General features: G+C 52.1%; 20 protein-coding genes. 11 read left to right on the top strand and 9 right to left on the bottom strand.

Annotated features, from left to right (window positions below):
* Window positions 1-6: 6 nt before the first annotated feature.
* The 6 genes from ACLJRH_RS05925 to ACLJRH_RS05900 all read right to left on the bottom strand — a co-directional run bounded on the left by ACLJRH_RS05925 (window position 7) and on the right by ACLJRH_RS05900 (window position 6,448).
* Entirely contained in the window at window positions 7-336 is a 330-nt protein-coding gene (locus ACLJRH_RS05925; protein WP_000019878.1) for a cytochrome o ubiquinol oxidase subunit IV, read from the bottom strand.
* Window positions 336-950 (bottom strand): cytochrome o ubiquinol oxidase subunit III, encoded by a 615-nt coding sequence (locus tag ACLJRH_RS05920; RefSeq protein WP_000179833.1) that lies wholly within the window; start codon window positions 948-950, stop codon window positions 336-338. The genes ACLJRH_RS05925 and ACLJRH_RS05920 overlap by 1 nt, the downstream gene beginning before the upstream one ends.
* Window positions 940-2,931: a cytochrome o ubiquinol oxidase subunit I gene (gene cyoB / locus ACLJRH_RS05915; RefSeq protein ID WP_000467158.1), complete on the bottom strand. Its 1,992-nt coding sequence runs from the start codon at window positions 2,929-2,931 to the stop codon at window positions 940-942. The genes ACLJRH_RS05920 and cyoB overlap by 11 nt, the downstream gene beginning before the upstream one ends.
* Window positions 2,932-2,941: 10 nt before the next feature.
* Entirely contained in the window at window positions 2,942-3,898 is a 957-nt protein-coding gene (cyoA, locus tag ACLJRH_RS05910; protein WP_001239448.1) for a cytochrome o ubiquinol oxidase subunit II, read from the bottom strand.
* Between the two features lie 452 nt (window positions 3,899-4,350).
* Window positions 4,351-5,826 (bottom strand): muropeptide MFS transporter AmpG, encoded by a 1,476-nt coding sequence (gene ampG, locus ACLJRH_RS05905; RefSeq protein ID WP_023136506.1) that lies wholly within the window; start codon window positions 5,824-5,826, stop codon window positions 4,351-4,353.
* A gap of 43 nt (window positions 5,827-5,869) precedes the next feature.
* Window positions 5,870-6,448, bottom strand: a complete 579-nt coding sequence (locus ACLJRH_RS05900; RefSeq protein ID WP_001539323.1) for a lipoprotein — start codon at window positions 6,446-6,448, stop codon at window positions 5,870-5,872.
* 303 nt (window positions 6,449-6,751) lie between these two features.
* Between ACLJRH_RS05900 and bolA the strand changes: the two genes are divergently transcribed.
* The 9 genes from bolA to fadM all read left to right on the top strand — a co-directional run bounded on the left by bolA (window position 6,752) and on the right by fadM (window position 17,315).
* A complete protein-coding gene (gene bolA / locus ACLJRH_RS05895; protein ID WP_000973433.1) occupies window positions 6,752-7,069 on the top strand; it encodes a transcriptional regulator BolA in 318 nt (105 codons plus the stop codon).
* 346 nt (window positions 7,070-7,415) lie between these two features.
* On the top strand, window positions 7,416-8,714 hold the full coding sequence (gene tig / locus ACLJRH_RS05890; RefSeq protein WP_001198406.1) for a trigger factor: 1,299 nt from the start codon (window positions 7,416-7,418) through the stop codon (window positions 8,712-8,714).
* Window positions 8,715-8,960: 246 nt separating this feature from the next.
* Window positions 8,961-9,584 (top strand): ATP-dependent Clp endopeptidase proteolytic subunit ClpP, encoded by a 624-nt coding sequence (gene clpP / locus ACLJRH_RS05885; RefSeq protein WP_000122257.1) that lies wholly within the window; start codon window positions 8,961-8,963, stop codon window positions 9,582-9,584.
* 250 nt (window positions 9,585-9,834) lie between these two features.
* Entirely contained in the window at window positions 9,835-11,106 is a 1,272-nt protein-coding gene (gene clpX, locus ACLJRH_RS05880) for an ATP-dependent protease ATP-binding subunit ClpX (protein ID WP_000130314.1), read from the top strand.
* Window positions 11,107-11,291: 185 nt separating this feature from the next.
* Window positions 11,292-13,646 (top strand): endopeptidase La, encoded by a 2,355-nt coding sequence (gene lon, locus ACLJRH_RS05875; RefSeq protein ID WP_001067723.1) that lies wholly within the window; start codon window positions 11,292-11,294, stop codon window positions 13,644-13,646.
* A 190-nt stretch (window positions 13,647-13,836) separates the two neighbouring features.
* Window positions 13,837-14,127, top strand: a complete 291-nt coding sequence (gene hupB, locus ACLJRH_RS05870; RefSeq protein WP_254888479.1) for a nucleoid-associated protein HU-beta — start codon at window positions 13,837-13,839, stop codon at window positions 14,125-14,127.
* A 290-nt stretch (window positions 14,128-14,417) separates the two neighbouring features.
* Window positions 14,418-16,289, top strand: a complete 1,872-nt coding sequence (gene ppiD, locus ACLJRH_RS05865; protein WP_023136505.1) for a peptidylprolyl isomerase — start codon at window positions 14,418-14,420, stop codon at window positions 16,287-16,289.
* A 149-nt stretch (window positions 16,290-16,438) separates the two neighbouring features.
* Window positions 16,439-16,813, top strand: a complete 375-nt coding sequence (locus tag ACLJRH_RS05860; RefSeq protein ID WP_000680324.1) for a helix-hairpin-helix domain-containing protein — start codon at window positions 16,439-16,441, stop codon at window positions 16,811-16,813.
* A gap of 103 nt (window positions 16,814-16,916) precedes the next feature.
* A complete protein-coding gene (fadM, locus tag ACLJRH_RS05855) occupies window positions 16,917-17,315 on the top strand; it encodes a long-chain acyl-CoA thioesterase FadM (protein ID WP_001194543.1) in 399 nt (132 codons plus the stop codon).
* 106 nt (window positions 17,316-17,421) lie between these two features.
* Here the strand turns inward: fadM and queC are convergent, their stop codons facing one another.
* Window positions 17,422-18,117 (bottom strand): 7-cyano-7-deazaguanine synthase QueC, encoded by a 696-nt coding sequence (gene queC / locus ACLJRH_RS05850; RefSeq protein WP_000817201.1) that lies wholly within the window; start codon window positions 18,115-18,117, stop codon window positions 17,422-17,424.
* Between the two features lie 64 nt (window positions 18,118-18,181).
* Window positions 18,182-19,882, bottom strand: a complete 1,701-nt coding sequence (locus ACLJRH_RS05845) for an SgrR family transcriptional regulator (RefSeq protein WP_023136504.1) — start codon at window positions 19,880-19,882, stop codon at window positions 18,182-18,184.
* A gap of 99 nt (window positions 19,883-19,981) precedes the next feature.
* On the opposite strand from ACLJRH_RS05845, the gene cof reads away from it, so the two are divergent.
* Window positions 19,982-20,800 carry an HMP-PP phosphatase gene (cof, locus tag ACLJRH_RS05840; protein WP_000113030.1) on the top strand — a complete coding sequence of 273 codons (819 nt, stop codon included), beginning with the start codon at window positions 19,982-19,984 and terminating at the stop codon, window positions 20,798-20,800.
* 49 nt (window positions 20,801-20,849) lie between these two features.
* On the opposite strand, the gene cdsH is transcribed toward cof, so the two are convergent.
* The gene (gene cdsH, locus ACLJRH_RS05835) at window positions 20,850-21,905 is read right to left on the bottom strand and encodes a cysteine desulfhydrase (RefSeq protein ID WP_000987850.1); all 1,056 of its coding nucleotides are present in this window, start codon (window positions 21,903-21,905) and stop codon (window positions 20,850-20,852) included.
* 112 nt (window positions 21,906-22,017) lie between these two features.
* Here cdsH and decR point away from each other — a divergent pair, with 112 nt between their 5' ends.
* Entirely contained in the window at window positions 22,018-22,476 is a 459-nt protein-coding gene (decR, locus tag ACLJRH_RS05830; RefSeq protein ID WP_000884593.1) for a DNA-binding transcriptional regulator DecR, read from the top strand.
* Window positions 22,477-22,494: the final 18 nt, after the last annotated feature.

Raw genomic sequence — 22,494 nt, 5'->3', positions numbered from 1 at the left:
CCGCTCTTAGTGCATCATCATGTTGTAGTTGAGGTTCCACATAATCCAGATGGAGCCCACAACCAGGATGGCGATGATCAGCACGGTAAAGATGAAGGCCGTCATGTTCCAGCCTTCATCAGATTTGGTGTTCATGTGCAGGAAACACACCAGATGCACCAAAATCTGCACCACTGCCATTGCCAGGATAGATCCCAGAATAACGGCCGGAGAGGCAGCGCCGGTCATCACCATCCAGAATGGAATAACCGTCAGGATGACCGACAGGATAAAGCCGGTCATGTACGTTTTTACGCTGCCGTGGGATGCGCCGCCGCTCTCGGTAGAATGACTCATTACATCGCCCCCATCAGATAAACAACAGTGAATACGCAAATCCAAATCACATCCAGGAAGTGCCAGAACAGGCTCAGACACATGATGCGGGTACGGTTAGTGCTGGTCAGACCGCGACGGGCAACTTGCACCATCAGCACCGCCATCCAGATCAAACCGGAAGTGACGTGCAGACCGTGCGTGCCGACCAGCGCGAAGAACGCAGACAGGAAGCCGCTGCGATCCGGGCCCATACCGTTAACAATCAGGTGATGGAATTCATAGAGTTCCATCCCGATAAATCCGGCGCCAAACAAGAAGGTCAACGCCAACCAGGAGATAACCTGGCTCTTGTTGTTCTTGTGCATGGCGATCGCCGCCATGCCGTAGGTAATGGAGCTAAATAACAGCAGGAAGGTTTCAACCAGAACGAACGGCAGTTCGAAAATGTCCTTACCTGTCGGGCCGCCAGCGGTGCCGTTCACCAGAACGGCATAGGTAGCAAACAGAATAGAGAACAGAATGCAGTCGCTCATCAGGTAGACCCAAAATCCGAAGATTTTGTTCTGGCCTGCGTCATGGTGCCCGTGTTCGTGCGCGTGGGCAGTCGCGTGCGTTAAAGTATCAGTTGCCATTTTTCAGCCCTGCCTTAGTAATCTCATCGAAATGCTGGTTTTCCAGTTTTTCGACTTCCGGGACCGGCACGTAGTAATCCACATCTTCATCAAAGCTTTTTACAATCCAGCTGATGATCATGCCTGCGAAACCCACTATCGCCAGCCACCAGATATGCCAGATCATGGCGAAGCCAAATACCGTCGCGAAGGCGGCGATAACAATACCGGCACCACTATTTTTCGGCATATGAATCTCTTCATACTGTCCAGGCTGTTGGTACGCTTCGCCTTTTTCTTTCATTTCCCAGAAGGCGTCACGTTCGTGAACGTGCGGCACAACGGCAAAGTTATAGAACGGCGGCGGAGACGAGGTTGACCACTCCAGCGTACGGCCACCCCATGGGTCGCCGGTCAGATCGCGGTTCTGATCGCGGTCGCGAATAGAAACGAAGATCTGAATCAGTTGGCACAGGATACCCAGCGCAATCAGCGCGGCACCGGCGGCGGCAACCATCAGCATCGTATGGAACTGCGGATCAATTTGCTGGCTGAGGCGACGGGTCATGCCCATGAAGCCCAGTACGTACAGCGGCATAAAGGCTACAAAGAAACCGATAATCCAGAACCAGAAGGCGCGTTTACCCCAGGTTTCGTTCAGCTTGAAGCCAAACGCCTTCGGCCACCAGTAGGTCATACCCGCGAAGCAGCCAAACACCACGCCGCCGATGATCACGTTATGGAAGTGCGCAATCAGGAACAGACTGTTGTGCAGGACGAAGTCCGCGCCCGGTACCGCCAGCAGAACGCCGGTCATACCGCCGACCGAGAAGGTCACGATAAAGCCGATGGTCCACATCATTGCGGAATGGAAGACAATACGGCCCTGATACATGGTGAACAACCAGTTGAAGATCTTCACCCCGGTCGGGATGGCGATAATCATGGTGGTGATACCGAAGAAGGCGTTAACGTTCGCGCCCGCGCCCATCGTGAAGAAGTGGTGCAGCCAAACGATAAACGACAGTACGGTAATACAGACGGTCGCCCAAACCAGCGAGGTATAGCCGAACAGACGTTTACGCGAGAAGGTCGCTGCGATTTCGGAGAATACCCCGAAGACCGGCAGAATCAGAATGTACACTTCCGGATGGCCCCAGGCCCAAATCAGGTTGATGTACATCATCATGTTGCCGCCCATATCGTTGGTAAAGAAATGGGTGCCCAGATAGCGATCCAGGGTCAGCAACGCGACGGTAACCGTCAGAATCGGGAAAGAGGCGATGATCAGTACGTTGGCGCACAAAGAGGCCCAGGTAAAGACCGGCATCTTGAACATTGTCATACCCGGCGCACGCATCTTCAGGATCGTCACGAAGAAGTTGATACCGGTTAACGTCGTACCAATACCCGAGAGTTGCAACGCCCATATCCAGTAATCGACCCCGACGCTGGGACTGTACTCTATTCCCGATAGCGGCGGATAAGCCAGCCACCCTGTCTGCGCGAATTCACCCACGCCCAGTGAGAGGTTAACCAGGATAACGCCGACAACGGTGAACCAGAAGCTCAGGTTGTTCAGGAAAGGGAACGCAACGTCGCGCGCGCCGATCTGCAGCGGAACCACCAGGTTCATCAGACCGATAACGAAGGGCATCGCCACGAAGAAGATCATGATTACGCCGTGAGCGGTAAAGATCTGATCGTAGTGGTGCGGCGGTAGAAAACCCGCTTCGCCGGCGGAGGCAAGCGCCTGCTGGCTACGCATCATGATGGCATCGGCGAAACCACGTAACAGCATCACAATCGCGACGATGATATACATGATGCCGAGGCGTTTATGGTCAACTGACGTTAACCACTCTTTCCATAGGTAGGTCCACTTACCGAAGTAAGTAATCGCTGCCAGTATCGCCAGTCCCCCGACGATAATTGCAGCGATCGTTACCATGACGATAGGTTCATGGAACGGTACTGCATCCAGTGATAATTTTCCGAACATCTTATCTTCCTCAACCCTTGGAGTTGGCGGATTCCGCGTGGCTCATGTCCATACCTTCCATTCCTTCATGCGAGCTGTGCTCACCTTCAGGTTGGGTCATGTCCATGCTCTTACCGTGGTCCATGAATTTGTTAATAACGTCCTTGAACAAATCTGGTTTCACGCTGGAGAAATATTCCACCTTGTTGTACTCGCTTGGCATAGCCACTTTCTCGAACGCCGCCATATCATTCATGGTGTTCGGAGACTGCTTCGCTTTTGCGACCCATTGGTCGAATTCTGCGCGGTCTTTGGTGGCGATAGCTTTAAACTTCATACCAGAGAAGCCCGGGCCGCTATAGCTGGCGGAGATGCCATCGTAGGTTCCGGGTTCGTTGGCGATCAGATGCAAACGTGTTTGCATACCGGCCATGGCATAAATTTGGCTACCCAGACGCGGGATAAAGAAGGAGTTCATCACGGAGTTGGAGGTCACTTTGAAATAAACCGGCGTGTTCGCCGGGAAGGCGATCTCGTTGACGGTGGCGATACCCTGCTCCGGATAGATGAAGAACCATTTCCAGTCCATGGAAACCACTTCGATGGTGATCGGTTTTTCGTCATGCGCCAGCGGCTTGCTTGGTTCAAGCGCGTGCGTGGTTTTCCAGGTCAGTACGGCAAGGAAAATGATGATCAAGATAGGCACCGTCCAGACCACAGCTTCCACTTTATTGGAGTGTGACCAGTTCGGGCTATACTTCGCATCCTTATTACTCGCACGATACTTCCAGGCGAAACCAACAGCCATCAAGATGGCGGGAATAACGACGATCAACATCAGGCCAAATGCCGTCAGTATCAGCGAACGTTGCTCCAGTCCAATCTGTCCTTTGGGATCCAGCAGCGCAGAATTACAGCCACTGAGTAATGCAGTGCCTGCAATTAATGACAACCATCCCAAACTTTTATTGTATTTCCTGAGTCTCATTTAACGACCTCAATTCCACGGGACCTGGTGGCGTTTAAAGTGTAGGGGCATTTTACGGTAAGGTTACATTACTGTAAACATGATTGGTTCTGTGTTACCAAGTTCTGCCGCGCATGTCACATATGTTGCCAAGTATGTCGAAATAACTTTAAGACACTGTTGAAACTTTGCGTTATAACGGATGAGGTCTGTAAGTGGGATGTTGAGGGATAATTGGTATAACCAATGTAAAAATAAAACAATTACTTAACAATTTATTATCAATAAAAGGACAATCAACGGCGGAAATTTAAATTTAATCGGCTGAATCGTGTAAAGAAAATAGGTAGCGTAGAAATTACCAATAATTTCCAAAATTCTGTTGCGCACAAAAAGACAAATATATTTTTTATCAATTGATGGTTATTTAGCCGTTATAATTCCGGGTCGTTATTACAACGGCAAATAATGTTTTAGAGCAGGCGTGTTTTTCGTAGCGCCAGGTAATCCAGTAACCCGCCAAAGACAATGCCGCACACGGCAACCGCTACCGCAGTCTCAAGCAATCCGGACAGGAATGAGAAGTTAGTGTAATCCACCGCGTTCATGGTCAGCAGGAGTACCCAGACCGCCAGCAAAGCGACGCCCGCGAGCAGGATTGAAAGCGCGAAATTGTAGGCACCACGGTATTGCGTGCGGGGAATGAAACGCTCGCTCTGCCAGCTATATTCCAGCGTTTGCCGACAGACCAGCAACAGTAACAGCCCGGGAACGGCGGCGACAACCGAGAAGAGGTAGAATGTCGGCCAGCCGTGCGCTTCAACGAACCAGCCCGCTACAGGACCAACATAAACGCGGCCTACTGCGGAGAGGGCCGACAGTAGGGCAAACTGTGTTGCGGAAAACGACTTATTACATAGCGTCATTAATAAGGCGACAAAGGCGGCAGTACCCATCCCGCCGCACAGATTTTCGAAAAAGACCGCCGCGCCCATGCTGAACATGTTTTTATCGGTAATGGAGAGCAACCAGTAACCGGCGTTGGACGCGCCTTGCAAAATGCCGAAAATCAGCAGCGCGCGAAACAGCGAAAGACGCTGCATTAATATGCCGCCGTATAACGCGCCGACGATTGTCGCCAACAGGCCCAGCGTTTTATTGACCACGCCGACTTCGCCGGCGTCAAAGCCGACGCCGCGAATCAAAAAGGTGGTGGTCAGGCTCATGGCGAAGGCGTCACCCAGTTTATAAAGCACAATGAGCAGTAAAATCAGCCAGGCGTTATTACGGCCAAAGAAATCGCGTAGCGGCGCGACGACGGCCTGTTCCAGCGATTTCGGGGACGGGATACTATCGGTCGGTTCCGGCGCCAGTAAGGTGGCGATAATGCAGGGGATCAGCAATGCCGCCATCAGCCAGTACATGCCCTGCCAGCCGAGCCAGCGATCGGCCAGCCATAGCGCCAGTCCGCCGGAAACCAGCATCCCCAACCGGTAGCCAAGCACGCTGATTGCCGCGCCAGCGCCGCGTTCTTCTGCGGGTAAAACATCGGTTTTCCAGGCGTCGAACACGATATCCTGCGAGGCGGAGCAAAAAGCAATCACCACCGCCAGCGCCGCCATCCAGCGTAGCTGCGTGCCGGGTTCAAGAAAGCCCATCGCCGCAATCGCCGCCAGTAACAACAGTTGGGTGGCGAGTAACCAACCGCGACGACGACCTAAAAAAGGCGGCGTGTAGCGGTCCATCAGCGGGGACCAGAGAAACTTAAACACATAGGCCTGACCAACCAGCGAGAAGAAGCCAATCGTTTTAAGATCGATATTCTCGACGGTCATCCACGCCTGTAGCGTACCGGAGGTGAGCGCCAGCGGGAGGCCGGAGGCAAAACCCAATATCAGCAGAATGGCTGAACGCGGTTGCTGGAAAATACGTAAATATTGACTTGACATAGGCATCTACAGACCCGGCTTCTGCCGGGTCTTGTTGTTGCTATTAACGGGCGTTTTGCTTGATAAAATCGTGAATACTGGTGTCCTGAGACATATCAGCGATAGTATCGGTCAGAACACTGTTCACCGCGTCGGCAATATTCTGGTTAGAGGCCTGGAATGCCCCTTCAATAGAGTAGTTGGCGCGATAGTTTTTGGTCATCTTGTTGCCATTTGCCGCGGTCGCAATAATCGCGATATCCGCTTTGGTCGCGATGTTGTAGCGCACGCTGCCCTGGGAAACATCAGCATACAGTTGGTTAACAATAATCTGCAGATTAACCGCGCCGTTAGGCCCGATCATATAGCCCCGCGCCGTCATCTGTTTTTCCAGGACTTCTTGTAACAGGAAGCGTAAATCGCGGGAGGCGGTTAACGTTACCAGCTGGTTGTTACGCGTGACTTTCGCTAACGCTTGATCCTGGCGTTGGTCCGCGCCGGTAATGCTAACGGTGACGCCCATCAGGCTCGGATCCTGCTGTGGCAAGGTGATCTTCGGCGCGACGTCAATGGTCGTCGGCGGTGTGGCGCATCCTGCCAGCATAAACAGAGCGACTAACGGAAAGAGAAGTTTTTTTAACATATTCAGGCTCTCAATGACGCTTAAAACGTGATAGGTAAAAATTCCCGCCATCATAACACCGCTAACGGCGAGGGGAAGTGGTCAACGCAGGTAAATTCGTCGTAATGTCCGATTTGGTATTGATAACGGCGCGAGCGGGGATTTTGAGCGCTAAAAGAATGATTAAGGCAGTAAACTTCATACGTTTGGCTGAAATAATCAGACGAAAGCTAAATTTTTGTTGTCATGCTGTAATGGAAACGGTAAAAGCGGCTAGTATTTAAAGGGATGGGTGACATCACAGCGTTGTCGGAGGAGATTTTCATGATGATACGTGAGCAAATAGAAGAAAAATTAAGGACAGCGTTCGACCCCGTGTTTCTCGAAGTTGTGGATGAAAGCTATCGTCACAATGTTCCAGCAGGATCGGAAAGCCATTTTAAGGTCGTGCTGGTGAGCGATCGCTTTACAGGCGAACGTTTTCTTAATCGTCATCGGATGATTTACGGTACGTTAACGGCGGAACTTTCCACAACCGTACATGCGCTGGCACTGCATACTTATACCCTCAAAGAGTGGGAAGGATTGCAGGATACTATCTTCGCGTCGCCTCCTTGTCGCGGCGCGGGAAGCATCGCGTAGCAAAACGGATTTGCAACTACCTCCGCTTTTCCAGTATGTTGCTACAGAATTATGTGAAAACGGCCTGCGGGCCGTTTTGTTTTGTCTGAATTTTGAGCATGTCGTACAGTATTCAGACAAAAATTAGCCGAGAATTGTGAAAACCGCCGCAGCATCGCACAATCACCGTTCTCGACTCACAAAAGTGATGCCGCTATAATGCGCCGTCTTATATATGAACGTCTTCGGGATGATTCTGACGACAGGGAATGTGATTGATTATGAGAACATCCCGGTTCCGCGAAGCAAATAGCACGTGCTTGCGGAGTAGAGTTGACCGAGCACTGTGATTTTTTGAGGTAACAAGATGCAAGTTTCAGTTGAAACCACTCAGGGCCTTGGCCGCCGTGTAACGATTACAATCGCTGCTGACAGCATCGAGACCGCTGTAAAAAGCGAGCTGGTCAACGTAGCGAAAAAAGTACGTATTGACGGCTTCCGTAAAGGCAAAGTACCGATGAATATCGTCGCTCAGCGTTATGGCGCTTCTGTTCGCCAGGACGTGCTGGGCGATCTGATGAGCCGCAACTTCGTTGACGCGATCATCAAAGAAAAAATTAACCCGGCAGGCGCGCCGAACTATGTTCCGGGCGAATACAAAGTGGGTGAAGACTTCACTTACTCCGTCGAGTTTGAAGTCTATCCGGAAGTTGAACTGACCGGCCTCGAGTCCATCGAAGTTGAAAAACCGGTTGTTGAAGTCACCGACGCTGACGTTGATGTGATGCTGGACACCCTGCGTAAGCAGCAGGCGACCTGGAAAGAAAAAGACGGCGCTGCTGATGCGGAAGACCGCGTGACCATCGACTTCACCGGCTCTGTAGACGGCGAAGAGTTCGAAGGCGGCAAAGCGACCGATTTCGTTCTGGCGATGGGCCAGGGGCGTATGATTCCGGGCTTTGAAGACGGCGTTAAAGGCCACAAAGCTGGCGAAGAGTTCACTATCGATGTGACCTTCCCGGAAGAGTACCATGCTGAAAACCTGAAAGGTAAAGCGGCTAAGTTCGTTATCAACCTGAAGAAAGTTGAAGAACGCGAACTGCCGGAACTGACCGAAGAATTCATCAAACGTTTCGGCGTTGAAGATGGTTCCGTAGCCGGTCTGCGCGCTGAAGTGCGTAAAAACATGGAGCGCGAGCTGAAAGGCGCGGTACGTAACCGCGTTAAGTCTCAGGCGATCGAAGGTCTGGTAAAAGCTAACGACATCGACGTACCGTCTGCGCTGATCGACAGCGAAATCGACGTTCTGCGTCGTCAGGCTGCGCAGCGTTTTGGTGGTAACGAGAAACAGGCTCTGGAGCTGCCGCGCGAACTGTTCGAAGAACAGGCTAAGCGTCGTGTAGTTGTAGGTCTGCTGCTCGGCGAAGTCATTCGTACCAACGAGCTGAAAGCGGACGAAGAACGTGTTAAAGGCCTGATCGAAGAGATGGCGTCTGCTTACGAAGATCCGAAAGAAGTGATTGAGTTCTACAGCAAAAATAAAGAGCTGATGGACAATATGCGTAACGTCGCTCTGGAAGAACAGGCTGTTGAAGCGGTTCTGGCAAAAGCGAAAGTGTCTGAAAAAGCCACTTCCTTCAATGAGCTGATGAACCAGCAGGCGTAATTTTTCGCGTTAAAAGCACGAAATTTGCACAAAAACCCGTCACCTTTCAGTGACGGGTTTTTTTTGTCACGCATTTTGCATGGTAAGGGTGCGAAAACCGCGTTTCAGTGTTAGCGTTAGAGCAAAAGATTGTTATGCTTGAATTATGGCGATGCCGTACCCATTACAGAGGGACTGGCTGATAATCCGTCCATCAGGTTACAATCAGTACAGCAGGTTTTTTCAATTTTTATCCAGGAGACGGAAATGTCATACAGCGGAGAACGAGATAATTTGGCCCCTCATATGGCGCTGGTGCCGATGGTCATTGAACAGACCTCACGCGGTGAGCGCTCTTTTGATATCTATTCTCGTCTACTTAAGGAACGCGTCATATTTCTGACCGGCCAGGTCGAAGACCATATGGCTAACCTGATCGTGGCGCAGATGCTGTTCCTGGAAGCGGAAAACCCGGAAAAAGATATCTATCTGTACATTAATTCTCCTGGCGGCGTAATTACTGCGGGGATGTCCATCTATGACACCATGCAGTTTATTAAGCCAGACGTCAGCACCATTTGTATGGGACAGGCGGCCTCTATGGGGGCGTTTTTGCTGACTGCCGGGGCGAAAGGCAAACGTTTCTGCTTGCCGAACTCTCGCGTCATGATCCACCAGCCGCTGGGCGGCTACCAGGGCCAGGCGACGGATATTGAAATTCACGCCCGCGAAATTTTGAAAGTAAAAGGGCGCATGAATGAACTTATGGCGCACCATACGGGTCAATCTCTTGAGCAGATTGAACGTGATACTGAGCGCGATCGCTTCCTCTCCGCGCCTGAAGCGGTAGAGTACGGTTTGGTTGACTCAATTTTGACCCATCGTAATTGATGCCCTGGACGCAAGTGTGCCGCTATACACTTCATCCTTCACGCTACCTCGGTGTTGGCTGCCAGCGCGCCTCCCGGTGACTTACTTATGTAAGCGCTGCGGAGTCGCTGAGTTGCCGCCTTGATGTAGCTCGAATGATTTTGTGTATATACTAATGAAGGGCGGCACAACGCTGATTAGCGGCTTGCGCCTGAGAATGGCATTTGCGTCGTCGTGTGCGGCACAAAGAACAAAGAAGAGGTTTTGACTCATGACAGATAAACGCAAAGATGGCTCGGGCAAATTGTTGTACTGCTCTTTTTGCGGCAAAAGCCAGCATGAAGTGCGCAAGCTGATTGCCGGTCCATCCGTGTATATCTGCGACGAATGCGTCGATTTATGTAACGACATTATTCGCGAAGAAATTAAAGAAGTTGCTCCGCACCGTGAACGTAGTGCGCTGCCGACGCCGCATGAAATTCGTACTCACCTGGACGATTACGTTATCGGCCAGGAGCAGGCGAAAAAAGTGCTGGCGGTGGCGGTCTATAACCACTACAAGCGTCTGCGTAACGGCGATACCAGCAATGGCGTCGAGTTAGGCAAAAGCAACATTCTGCTGATTGGACCGACCGGCTCCGGTAAAACGCTGCTGGCGGAAACGCTGGCGCGCTTGCTGGATGTGCCGTTCACTATGGCGGATGCGACCACGCTGACCGAAGCGGGTTACGTGGGTGAAGACGTCGAGAATATCATTCAGAAACTGTTGCAGAAATGCGACTACGACGTGCAAAAAGCGCAGCGTGGGATTGTCTACATTGATGAAATCGATAAGATTTCGCGTAAATCAGACAATCCGTCCATTACCCGCGACGTTTCCGGCGAAGGCGTACAGCAGGCGTTGCTGAAACTGATCGAAGGCACCGTCGCCGCGGTTCCACCGCAGGGCGGTCGCAAACATCCGCAGCAGGAATTCTTACAGGTAGATACCTCTAAGATTCTGTTTATCTGCGGCGGCGCGTTTGCCGGTCTGGATAAAGTGATCGCTAACCGTGTTGAAACCGGCTCCGGCATTGGTTTTGGCGCGACGGTGAAAGCGAAGTCCGACAAAGCCAGCGAAGGCGAGCTGTTGTCGCAGGTTGAACCGGAAGATTTGATCAAATTTGGTCTGATTCCTGAGTTTATCGGTCGTCTGCCAGTGGTGGCGACGCTGAACGAACTCAGCGAAGAAGCGCTGATTCAAATCCTGAAAGAGCCGAAAAATGCGCTGACCAAGCAGTATCAGGCGCTGTTTAACCTGGAAGGCGTCGATCTGGAATTCCGTGACGAAGCGCTGGACGCTATCGCCAGGAAAGCAATGGCGCGTAAAACCGGCGCCCGTGGCCTGCGTTCTATCGTCGAAGCGGCGCTGCTGGATACCATGTACGATTTGCCATCTATGGAAGACGTCGAAAAAGTGGTGATCGACGAGTCCGTTATTGCCGGTCAGAGTAAGCCGTTGCTGATTTACGGCAAACCGGAAGCGCAGGCTTCTGGCGAATAATTAAACATTCATACAATCAGTTAGCCAAAAAAGGGGGGATTTTATCTCCCCTTTCGTTTTTCCTGTAAACACGCCGTTGAATGTGTGGGAAACATCCCCATATACTGACGTACATGTTATAGGTGGTATGGAGCACAGCTATACTATCTGATTACCTGGCGGACACTAAACTAAGAGAGAGCTCTATGAATCCTGAGCGTTCTGAACGCATTGAAATCCCCGTATTGCCCTTGCGCGATGTGGTGGTTTATCCGCACATGGTCATACCCTTATTTGTAGGGCGGGAAAAATCTATCCGTTGTCTGGAAGCGGCTATGGACCATGATAAAAAAATCATGCTGGTCGCCCAGAAGGAAGCATCAACGGATGAGCCGGGTGTAAACGATCTTTTCACCGTCGGGACCGTGGCCTCTATTTTGCAGATGTTGAAACTGCCTGACGGCACCGTAAAAGTGCTGGTCGAGGGGTTACAGCGCGCGCGTATTTCCGCGCTGTCTGACAACGGCGAACATTTCTCCGCGAAGGCGGAGTACCTTGATTCGCCAGCCATTGATGAGCGAGAACAAGAAGTGCTGGTGCGTACCGCTATCAGCCAGTTCGAAGGCTACATCAAGCTGAACAAAAAAATTCCGCCGGAAGTGCTGACGTCACTCAATAGCATTGACGACCCTGCACGTCTGGCTGACACCATCGCCGCGCATATGCCGCTGAAACTGGCGGATAAACAGTCCGTACTGGAGATGTCCGACGTTAACGAACGTCTGGAATATCTGATGGCGATGATGGAATCTGAAATCGATCTGCTGCAGGTTGAGAAACGCATTCGCAACCGCGTGAAAAAGCAGATGGAGAAATCCCAGCGCGAGTACTATCTGAACGAGCAAATGAAAGCGATTCAGAAAGAACTTGGCGAGATGGACGACGCGCCGGACGAAAACGAAGCGCTGAAGCGTAAGATCGACGCGGCGAAAATGCCGAAAGAGGCGAAAGAGAAAGCGGAAGCGGAACTGCAGAAGCTGAAAATGATGTCTCCGATGTCGGCGGAAGCGACCGTGGTGCGCGGCTACATCGACTGGATGGTGCAGGTGCCGTGGAATGCGCGTAGCAAGGTCAAAAAAGACCTGCGTCAGGCGCAGGAAATCCTCGATACTGACCATTATGGTCTGGAGCGCGTGAAAGACCGCATCCTTGAGTATCTCGCGGTTCAAAGCCGTGTAAATAAAATCAAGGGGCCGATCCTGTGTCTGGTGGGGCCGCCGGGGGTAGGTAAAACCTCGTTGGGCCAGTCCATCGCTAAAGCAACAGGGCGTAAATACATCCGTATGGCGCTGGGCGGCGTGCGTGATGAAGCGGAAATCCGCGGTCATCGCCGGACTTACATTGGCTCTATGCCGGGCAAACTGATCCAAAAAATGGCCAAAGTGGGGGTTAAAAACCCACTGTTCCTGCTCGATGAGATCGACAAAATGTCCTCGGACATGCGCGGCGATCCGGCTTCCGCACTGCTGGAAGTGCTGGATCCAGAGCAGAACGTGGCGTTCAGCGATCATTACCTGGAAGTGGATTACGATCTCAGCGATGTGATGTTCGTCGCCACCTCCAACTCCATGAACATTCCGGCGCCGCTGCTGGATCGTATGGAAGTGATCCGTCTGTCCGGTTATACCGAAGACGAGAAGCTGAATATTGCTAAACGTCACCTGCTGCCGAAGCAGATCGAGCGTAACGCGCTGAAGAAAGGCGAACTGACGGTCGACGATAGCGCGATTATCGGTATTATTCGCTATTACACGCGTGAAGCGGGCGTGCGTAGTCTGGAGCGTGAAATCTCCAAACTGTGCCGCAAAGCGGTTAAACAACTGTTGCTCGATAAGTCGTTAAAACATATCGAAATTAACGGCGATAATCTGCACGACTACCTCGGTGTGCAGCGCTTTGATTATGGCCGCGCGGATAGCGAAAACCGCGTAGGTCAGGTGACGGGGTTGGCGTGGACGGAAGTGGGCGGCGATCTGTTGACCATCGAAACCGCCTGCGTACCGGGCAAAGGCAAGCTGACCTACACCGGTTCGCTCGGTGAAGTGATGCAGGAATCCATTCAGGCGGCGCTGACCGTGGTGCGCGCGCGCGCGGAAAAACTGGGTATTAATCCGGACTTTTACGAAAAACGCGATATCCACGTTCACGTGCCGGAAGGCGCAACGCCGAAAGACGGTCCAAGTGCCGGTATCGCGATGTGTACCGCGCTGGTTTCCTGCCTGACCGGTAATCCGGTGCGCGCAGATGTGGCAATGACCGGTGAGATCACGCTGCGCGGTCAGGTGTTGCCGATCGGCGGCCTGAAAGAAAAACTGTTGGCGGCGCATCGCGGCGGGATTAAAACGGTCTTAATTCCATTCGAAAATAAACGTGACCTGGAGGAAATTCCGGACAACGTGATTGCCGATCTGGATATTCACCCGGTTAAGCGTATTGAGGAAGTTCTGACGCTTGCTCTGCAAAACGAACCGTCTGGAATGCAGGTTGTAACCGCAAAATAGTGACCTCGCGCAAATAGCGCTAATAAAAACAGGGCTGGCAGGCTATTTCGGACTTGCCAGCCTTTTTTTGTATAGCTAATTTAGATGGTTGATTGGGTCTGCCACCATTAACGGGTGTTGTAAGGGCGTGGCAGGCCTGATATAACTGCTGCGCGGTCGTACTTCGAAGGATTCAGGTGCGATATAAATTATAAAGAGGAAGAGAAGAGTGAATAAATCTCAACTGATCGAAAAAATTGCTGCAGGGGCTGATATCTCTAAGGCTGCGGCTGGACGTGCGTTAGACGCGATTATTGCTTCTGTTACCGAATCTCTGAAAGAAGGGGATGACGTTGCACTGGTAGGCTTTGGTACTTTTGCTGTTAAAGAGCGTGCTGCCCGTACTGGTCGCAACCCGCAAACAGGTAAAGAGATCACCATCGCCGCAGCCAAAGTGCCGAGTTTCCGTGCAGGTAAAGCGCTGAAAGACGCGGTAAACTAAGCGTGATCCCCTCGGGGGATGTGACAAAGTACAAGGGCGCATCAACTGATGTGCCTTTTTTATTGACGATTCGGGACTTTCTGCGCGTTGCGGGCTGACAATTGCCCTCGTTTCTTGTCACAATAGGCTTTTGCGCGCCGCGTTCAGAAAATGCGATGCGCGTGAAGTCTATATACGCAAATCATTCAGGTTGCGTCGACGCGGCAACTGAGCGAATCACTCGGTAGCCAGCAGAGAAGCCGCCTGAAAGATAAAGTGTAAAGTCACCTACAGCGGAGTGTGGTTACACCATGATGGACAGCTTACGCACGGCTGCAAACAGTCTCGTGCTCAAGATTATTTTCGTTCTCATTATCGTATCGTTCATTTTGACCGGCGTTAGTGGTTACCTGATTGGCGGAAGCAATAACTACGCCGCAAAAGTGAATGGCCAGGAAATCAGCCGGGCACAGTTTGAGAATGCGTTTAATAACGAACGTAACCGTATGCAGCAGCAGTTGGGCGACAGGTATTCTGAACTGGCGGCCAACGAAGGTTATATGAAAAGCCTGCGCCAGCAGGTGCTGAATCGTCTGATAGATGAAGCGCTGTTGGATCAATATTCCCGCGAACTGAAACTGGGCATCAGCGATGAGCAGGTAAAGCAGGCGATTTTCGCCACTCCCGCTTTTCAGGTGGACGGTAAGTTTGACAACAACCGCTATAACGCGATTGTGAATCAGATGGGAATGACGGCCGATCAGTATGCTCAGGCGCTGCGTAACCAGCTTACCACTCAGCAACTGATCAACGGCGTGGCCGGTACTGATTTTATGCTGAAAGGGGAAACCGACGAACTGGCGGCATTAGTCTCTCAACAGCGCGTGGTGCGTGAAGCCGTTATTGATGTCAACGCGCTGGCGGCGAAGCAGCAGGTGACCGATCAGGAAGTGTCCAGCTACTACGATCAGAATAAAGCCCGCTTTATGACGCCGGAACAGTTCCGCGTAAGCTATATCAAGCTGGATGCCGCGACGATGCAGGCACCGGTCAGCGATGCGGATATTCAGGCCTATTATGACCAGCATGTAGATCAGTTTACTCAGCCGGAGCGCATTCGTTACAGCATTATTCAGACCAAAACGGAAGATGATGCGAAAGCGGTACTGGATGCGCTGAACAAGGGCGAAGATTTCGCCACGCTGGCGAAAGAGAAATCTACCGATATCATCTCTGCGCGTAATGGCGGCGATATGGGCTGGCTGGAAGAGTCTGCCACGGTGCCGGAACTGAAAAACGCCGGATTAAAAGAAAAAGGCCAGATATCTGGTGTGATTAAGTCGTCTGTCGGTTTTCTGGTGGCGCGTCTGGATGATATTCAGCCTGCCAAAGTGAAACCGTTAAGCGAGGTTCGCGACGACATTGCCGCGAAAGTGAAACAAGAAAAAGCGCTGGATGCTTACTATGCGTTGCAGCAGAAAGTGAGCGATGCGGCAAGCAACGACAATGAGTCGTTAGCAGGCGCTGAACAGGTCGCTGGTGTAAAAGTCGTTGAAACCGGCTGGTTTAGCCGTGACACCTTACCGGAAGAGCTGAACTTCAAACCGGTAGCCGATGCTATCTTTAATGGCGGTCTGGTAGGCGAAAACGGTACGCCGGGGCCGAATTCAGACATTATCACCGTGGATGGCGACCGGGCTTTTGTTGTACGCGTGAGCGAACATAAACCTGAAGCCGTGAAGCCGTTGGCAGAAGTGAAAGAACAGGTCACTGCCCTGGTGAAGCATAACAAAGCGGAACAACAGGCGAAGCTGGATGCGGAAAAACTGCTGGTCGAGCTGAAAGCGGGCAAAGGCGCGGAAGCGATGAAAGCGGCGGGTCTGAGTTTTGGCGAGCCTAAAACGTTAAGTCGTACCAGTCAGGATCCGGTGAGTCAGGCGGCCTTTGCATTAAGCCTTCCGACGAAAGATAAGCCAGTTTATGGCGTGGCGAACGATATGCAGGGTAACGTCGTTCTGCTGGCGTTTGACGAGGTGAAAGCGGGTGCCATGCCGGAAGCGCAGAAAAAAGCGATGGTGCAGGGCATCACGCAGAACAATGCGCAAATTGTCTTTGAAGCGCTGATGAGTAATCTGCGTAAAGAGGCGAAAATCAAAATCGGCGACGCTCTGGAACAGCAGTAATCGTCGAGGCGCTTCGCAAAAAATTGCAAAACGTTGTATCCCACAAAGGCCGCTTTCGCGGCCTTTTCCATTTCTGAGAATTGCCGTTTGTTCGTTTTTCTCCGCCCCGCTATCGTGGCTGCACTGTTAACAAACAAGGAGAAAACAGTATGAAACACGGAATTAAAGCACTGCTTATTACACTTTCTTTAACCTGCGCGGGCATGGCCCATAGCGCACTGGCGGCGACGCCTGTCGCAAAAAATGCAGCGGTGGAAACAAAAGCGGATACGCCTTCTTCATCCTCCGCCAAAGCGGCATTACCTACTAAAGCCAGCGATGATGAAGGTACCAGGGTGAGCATTAATACCGCGTCTGCGGAGGATCTGGCGCGGGTGATGAACGGCGTTGGGCTGAAAAAAGCGCAGGCTATTGTGAGCTATCGGGAGGAGTATGGTCCTTTTAAAACGGTGGATGATTTAAAGCAGGTGCCGGGAATGGGAAGCGCGCTGGTGGAGCGTAATCTGGCAGTTTTAACATTGTAATCACTTGCACAGTGGCAAAAATTTGCCAGACTGTAGAGGTCATACCAGTTATGACCTCTGTACTTGTCGTTTACTTATAACAACAACGTAAGGTTATTGCGCTATGCAAACACAAATCAAAGTTCGTGGATATCATCTTGATGTTTATCAACATGTTAATAATGCCCGCTATCTGGAGTTTCTGGAAGAGGCCCGTTGGGATGGGCTGGAAAACAGCGACAGCTTTCAGTGGATGACGGCCCGCAATATTGCTTTTGTGGTGGTAAACATCAACATAAATTACCGTCGCCCGGCGGTATTGAGCGATCTACTGACCGTGACCAGCCAGGTACAACAGCTTAACGGTAAAAGCGGCGTATTAAGCCAGACGATTACGCTGGAGCCAGAAGGGCAGGTGGTGGCCGATGCGCTCATCACGTTTGTTTGTATTGATTTAAAAACGCAAAAAGCGCTGCCGCTGGAAGGCGAATTGCGTGAAAAGCTGGAACAGATGGTGCAATAACGCCTCGCTGTCTGATGGCGTTGAACTTGTCCGGCCTGGCGATATTGACCATGGTGCATATCGCCAGGCACGGATAAGGTGCGTGCGCCGCCATCCGGCAAAACAATCACCTTAACCCGGTTTTTTGCTTCATTGCCGCCATCACCGCCGCTTTATTCGACAGATAATGATTCAGGCCGTTAGCGCGCAGATTACAGGCTGCGCAATGACCACAGCCATCGCCTTTAATGCCGTTATAGCAGGTCAGCGTCTCTTCGCGAACTAAATCCAGTTGGCCCCAATAATCGGCCAGCGCCCAGGTTTCAGCTTTATCAATCCACATTAAGGGCGTTTCGAAACGGATATCTTTCGCCATGCCCAGATTCACCGCGTGATTCAGCGCTTTGACGAACTCATCGCGACAGTCTGGATAGCCGGAAAAATCGGTCTCGCAAACGCCGGTGATCACCGCCTCGGCTTTGACCTGATAAGCGTAAATCGCCGCCAGCGTCAGAAAGAGAATATTGCGTCCCGGTACGAAAGTATTGGGGATACCGTCAGCGTTCGGTTCATAGTCCGGCACCGGAATGCTATCCCGCGTCAGGCTGCTGACCGCCAGTTCGTTCAGCAAAGTGACATCCAGCACTTTATGCGCGCGTGCGCCAAGTTTTAACGCCAGCGCGCGCGCGACATCGATCTCTGCGCGGTGGCGCTGACCATAATCAAACGTGACACAATGCACTTCATCATACTGATGCCGCGCTTGCGCCAGACAAGTGGTGGAGTCCTGACCTCCACTAAATACAACAACGGCGCGTTTCATAGTTATCCTGATCAATGACGAAAACCAATATGGTAACGCGTACGGATAATCCCGACCAGCTTCTTCACGGCGAAGGCGGCGGAAGCCAGGCTTCGCTAAATTCAAACCAGCCGCGAGGGGTGAGTCGAACGCCGTTAACGCCCGGTGGGGCGCTGATGCGATAGTGATAATTAAACAGCGGCGTAAGTGTGGCGTCATCCATCAGGTTGGCAAAAACTTGTTGTAGCGCGGCGCGGCGATCTTTTTCATTGGGCTGAATTTGCAGAGCGTCAAGCGTAGCCTGCAGATGGGAAAACGCAGGCGCGTCCAGGACATGTGACCAGATCTGATCGCAACGTAGCCACTGCTCCAGCGTATATTCCGGCGCTTCGCCGATCAGCCTGTCGCCCATCATCAGATCCGCTTGCGCCAACGCAGGGCAGTTATCCCAGTTTTTGGCATTATGAAAAATCAATGTTAACTCACAGCCGAGCATCGCCAGGTAATGTCGAAGCTGTTCCGCCATCGTATGCAGCTCTACGGGAAGGTGGTACGCCAGGGTAAGTTTTTTCGGCAATGGTGTTTCATCAACGTCCTGCCATTGCGGGATTGTCCAGCCGGGTAGCAGCCCCTGACTTGGCATAATCAAGTTCTCATCTACCGGCAAGGTTTTCAGCAGCGAAGTATGATGGATAATATGTATCAGACGCCGCGCCTGCTGTACGTTGAGCCGTGAGCCCTTTTTGAGGGTTAAATAACAAAAGCCAAGGCTGATACCACTACTTACCTGACTCAGCGTCGCCAGCTCTTCCGGTTTGCCGATGGCAATCTGCACCGGATGGCGGCAACTGGTGCCCAGATCCTGGGCAAACAGTTGCGGGGTGATCCAGAATTCAATCGCTTTCAGCAGCGGATGGCTGAGGTGATAATGGTCATGACTTTCCAGACGCACCAGTTCCGGCGTGAACAATGCCAGGCGAAAAGGGCCGGTGCCGATAAGCGGCAGGTCAGGATGCGCCAGACCGCTACAATAGCTCGCCAGACGATGCGCCAGCCAGTAATCAGGTCGGTGAAGGAGAAAGGTCAGGCACTGAGGATGCGTTACTTCGATCCGTGCGACGCTAATAAACAATTTGCTTAGCGCGGGTAGGGTAAGCAGCCTTTCCAGGCGTTCGTGTAGCTGCGCGGTATCCACCGCATCGCCATTATGCCAGTGCAGCGTGGAGCGAATATAAAAATCCCAGCGTAAACCGTCGGCGGAAACCTTCCAGTGATGCGCCAGATCCCCGCAAGGATATTGGCTATCGCGGTCGAAGCGCGTTAACCCGGAAAAAACTTGCCCTGCGAGATGCTGTTCCGCGCGTCCTGGCAGGAAACCCGGCTGCAGCGGATCAAGCGGACGATAGTAGGGAATACGCAATGTCGGCGTATCGTTTTGCCATTGGCCGCCCATAAAAGGCTGGAGCATCGCCCGTAACTCGCCAGGCGCCAGCTGCGCCAGTTCCAGTACGTTGAGCTGCTGCCCTTTTTCCAGCGCCTGTTCCATCATGGCGGTGCGGAGCGATTCCGGCGTGACCAGAAACTGGAGCCGTCCACGTTTCCCGCGCCCGGACTGCGCCTCCCATCTTAGCCAACCTGCCTGCTGGGCCTGACGCAGCAGCGTTCGCAGATGGCGCTCGCTACAAAAACAGCGTTCGGCCAGTTCGCTAACGGTGACATGTTGCGTTTCCCCGGCGGAAGGCTGCCAGAGGCGTTGATATTGATTAAGCCGATTCAGTAGCCTCATAAAACCCGGAACACTTCCTTTTATCTGTTCACTATTACTTCCGTATATCTCAGGTAATACTGAACAACAAGTTAACCGCGTCACAGTGTGGAGAAAGAGATGGCCCGTCTGGCAGCATTTGATATGGATGGCACGTTATTAATGCCCGATCACCATTTGGGTAGAGAAACGATCGCCACGCTGGCGCGTCTGCGCGAACGCGATATCACTCTGACATTCGCTACGGGTCGTCATGTGCTGGAGATGCGGCATATTCTGGGGACGCTTTCACTGGATGCTTATCTTATTACCGGTAACGGGACGCGAATTCACTCGCTGGAAGGCGACGTGCTGCATCGTCAGGATCTCGATCCTCAGGTTGCCGATACGGTGATGCACCATGCCTGGGATACCCGAGCCAGTATGCATGTGTTTAATGACAACGGCTGGTTTACAGGCCAGGAGATCCCCGCGCTACTCCAGGCGCACGTCTACAGCGGCTTTCGTTATCAGGTTATCGATATAAAAAGCATTCCGGCCCATCAGGTGACGAAGATCTGTTTTTGCGGCGATCATGACGATCTGATCCGTTTGCGCATTCAGCTCAATGAGGCGCTGGAAGAACGCGCTCACCTCTGTTTCTCTGCCGTCGACTGCCTGGAAGTGCTACCGCTGGGGTGCAATAAAGGATCGGCGCTGGCGGTATTGAGCAACCATTTAGGGCTTTCACTGGCAGATTGCATGGCGTTTGGCGACGCGATGAACGATCGGGAAATGCTGGGCAGCGTCGGGCGGGGGCTCATTATGGGCAATGCCATGCCGCAGCTTATCGCCGCGCTGCCACACCTTTCGGTTATCGGACATTGTGGTAATCAAGCGGTATCACACTTTTTGACGCATTGGCTGGACAATCCGCATCTACCTTATTCCCCCGAATGAGAGATCTCTTCCAGCAAGCCAGACATTCAGTCTGGCTTTTTTTTGGTTTCTAGTCGCCGGTAAGTAATTTTGCGATGGCCGCTGACCACGGCGTCAAATCGCCGATATGGTCGCTAACCCAGGACGGATGGTAATAGGTATCCAGATAGCGATCGCCGCTATCGCACAATAACGTCACGATAGCGCCGGTTTCTCCAGCCTCGCGCATCCGGGCCGCAAGCTGCAGCGCTCCCCACATATTCGTGCCGGTAGAGGCGCCGACTTTACGGCCTAGCTGCGTTTCCAGCCAGTGTGCGGTGGCAACGCTGGCGGCGTCCGGCACGCGCAGCATCTCATCTACGACATCCGGAATAAAAGAAGGCTCTACTCGCGGACGACCAATTCCTTCAATTTTACTGCCCACCGGGCTGCGTAATGAAGCGTCGCGATCCTGCCAGTAAGGTAAAAAGACGGAATTTTCCGGATCCACCACCATGAGCTGAGTATCATAGCCCTGGCAGCGAATATAGCGCCCAATCGTCGCAGAGGTTCCGCCCGTTCCGGCGCTCATGACGATAAATCGCGGTACCGGATGGGGTTCGTTGCGCATCTGGCGGAAAATACTGTCGGCAATATTATTGTTGCCCCGCCAGTCGGTAGCTCGTTCTGCGTAGGTAAACTGGTCCATATAGTGACCGTTCAGTTCATGCGCCAGCCGCTCGGAGGCGGCATAAATTTCGCAGGCGCTCTCCACAAAATGACAGTGGCCGCCGTAAAATTGAATCTGTTCGATTTTACGTTTTGCGGTACAGGCGGGCATGACGGCGATGAACGGCAGTCCCAGTAAACGCGCGAACCAGGCTTCGGAAATCGCCGTTGAGCCTGATGATGCTTCAATAATCGGAGTGCCTTCTTTAATCCAGCCATTGCACAGCCCATAAAGGAACAGCGAGCGCGCCAGGCGATGCTTGAGGCTACCGGTGGGATGCGTGCTTTCATCTTTCAGGTAAAGCTGGATACCTGGAAATGCCGACAGGGGCAAACGAATAAGATGCGTATCCGCTGAGCGCTGGTGGTCAGCGTTAATTTCATTAATGGCATTTTTAACCCAATTGCTACTCATCATTAATATCCATTTATCATTTTGTGCCAAGAGTAGCGAAAAGTACGGAAAAAATTGTTGCTATTTGACCTTTAAATTACAATATAAGGAGAAAAATATTCTCTATGGAGTGGGTATGTTAGATAAAATTGACCGTAAACTGCTTTGCTTATTGCAGCAGGACTGTACCCTCTCTTTGCAGGCGCTGGCGGATGCCGTTAATCTGACGACAACGCCTTGCTGGAAGCGGCTTAAACGCCTGGAAGATGACGGTATCCTGCTTGGCAGGGTCGCGCTGCTGGACCCGGAAAAACTGGGGCTGGGGTTAACCGCTTTTGTGTTGATAAAAACGCAGCACCACAGCAGTGAATGGTACTGTCGGTTCGTGACCGTCGTCTCTGAGATGCCGGAAGTGCTTGGCTTCTGGCGGATGGCGGGGGAATACGACTATCTGATGCGAGTTCAGGTGGCCGACATGAAGCGGTATGACGACTTCTATAAACGTCTGGTCAATAGCGTCCCAGGACTGTCAGACGTCACCTCCAGTTTTGCGATGGAACAGATTAAGTACACCACCTCTCTGCCCATTGAATAATTCTCCCGGTATTGCCGG

The organism is Salmonella sp. SAL04162 (assembly GCF_046551535.1).
GTDB lineage: Bacteria > Pseudomonadota > Gammaproteobacteria > Enterobacterales > Enterobacteriaceae > Salmonella > Salmonella enterica.
The sequence above is the reverse complement of the archived record's forward strand: the minus strand, read 5'-3'. Positions and strand labels throughout refer to the sequence as shown.

Excerpts from the sequence above, each read along its gene's own strand:
- ACLJRH_RS05925 (WP_000019878.1), bottom strand. The coding sequence starts at position 336 with ATGAGTCATTCTACCGAGAGCGGCGGCGCATCCCACGGCAGCGTAAAA.
- cyoA (WP_001239448.1), bottom strand. The coding sequence starts at position 3,898 with ATGAGACTCAGGAAATACAATAAAAGTTTGGGATGGTTGTCATTAATT.
- bolA (WP_000973433.1), top strand. The coding sequence starts at position 6,752 with ATGATGATACGTGAGCAAATAGAAGAAAAATTAAGGACAGCGTTCGAC.
- queC (WP_000817201.1), bottom strand. The coding sequence starts at position 18,117 with ATGAAACGCGCCGTTGTTGTATTTAGTGGAGGTCAGGACTCCACCACT.
- fadM (WP_001194543.1), top strand. The coding sequence starts at position 16,917 with ATGCAAACACAAATCAAAGTTCGTGGATATCATCTTGATGTTTATCAA.
- decR (WP_000884593.1), top strand. The coding sequence starts at position 22,018 with ATGTTAGATAAAATTGACCGTAAACTGCTTTGCTTATTGCAGCAGGAC.
- ppiD (WP_023136505.1), top strand. The coding sequence starts at position 14,418 with ATGATGGACAGCTTACGCACGGCTGCAAACAGTCTCGTGCTCAAGATT.
- ACLJRH_RS05900 (WP_001539323.1), bottom strand. The coding sequence starts at position 6,448 with ATGTTAAAAAAACTTCTCTTTCCGTTAGTCGCTCTGTTTATGCTGGCA.
- tig (WP_001198406.1), top strand. The coding sequence starts at position 7,416 with ATGCAAGTTTCAGTTGAAACCACTCAGGGCCTTGGCCGCCGTGTAACG.
- ACLJRH_RS05920 (WP_000179833.1), bottom strand. The coding sequence starts at position 950 with ATGGCAACTGATACTTTAACGCACGCGACTGCCCACGCGCACGAACAC.
- ACLJRH_RS05845 (WP_023136504.1), bottom strand. The coding sequence starts at position 19,882 with ATGAGGCTACTGAATCGGCTTAATCAATATCAACGCCTCTGGCAGCCT.
- clpX (WP_000130314.1), top strand. The coding sequence starts at position 9,835 with ATGACAGATAAACGCAAAGATGGCTCGGGCAAATTGTTGTACTGCTCT.
- ampG (WP_023136506.1), bottom strand. The coding sequence starts at position 5,826 with ATGTCAAGTCAATATTTACGTATTTTCCAGCAACCGCGTTCAGCCATT.
- lon (WP_001067723.1), top strand. The coding sequence starts at position 11,292 with ATGAATCCTGAGCGTTCTGAACGCATTGAAATCCCCGTATTGCCCTTG.
- ACLJRH_RS05860 (WP_000680324.1), top strand. The coding sequence starts at position 16,439 with ATGAAACACGGAATTAAAGCACTGCTTATTACACTTTCTTTAACCTGC.
- clpP (WP_000122257.1), top strand. The coding sequence starts at position 8,961 with ATGTCATACAGCGGAGAACGAGATAATTTGGCCCCTCATATGGCGCTG.
- cyoB (WP_000467158.1), bottom strand. The coding sequence starts at position 2,931 with ATGTTCGGAAAATTATCACTGGATGCAGTACCGTTCCATGAACCTATC.
- cdsH (WP_000987850.1), bottom strand. The coding sequence starts at position 21,905 with ATGATGAGTAGCAATTGGGTTAAAAATGCCATTAATGAAATTAACGCT.
- cof (WP_000113030.1), top strand. The coding sequence starts at position 19,982 with ATGGCCCGTCTGGCAGCATTTGATATGGATGGCACGTTATTAATGCCC.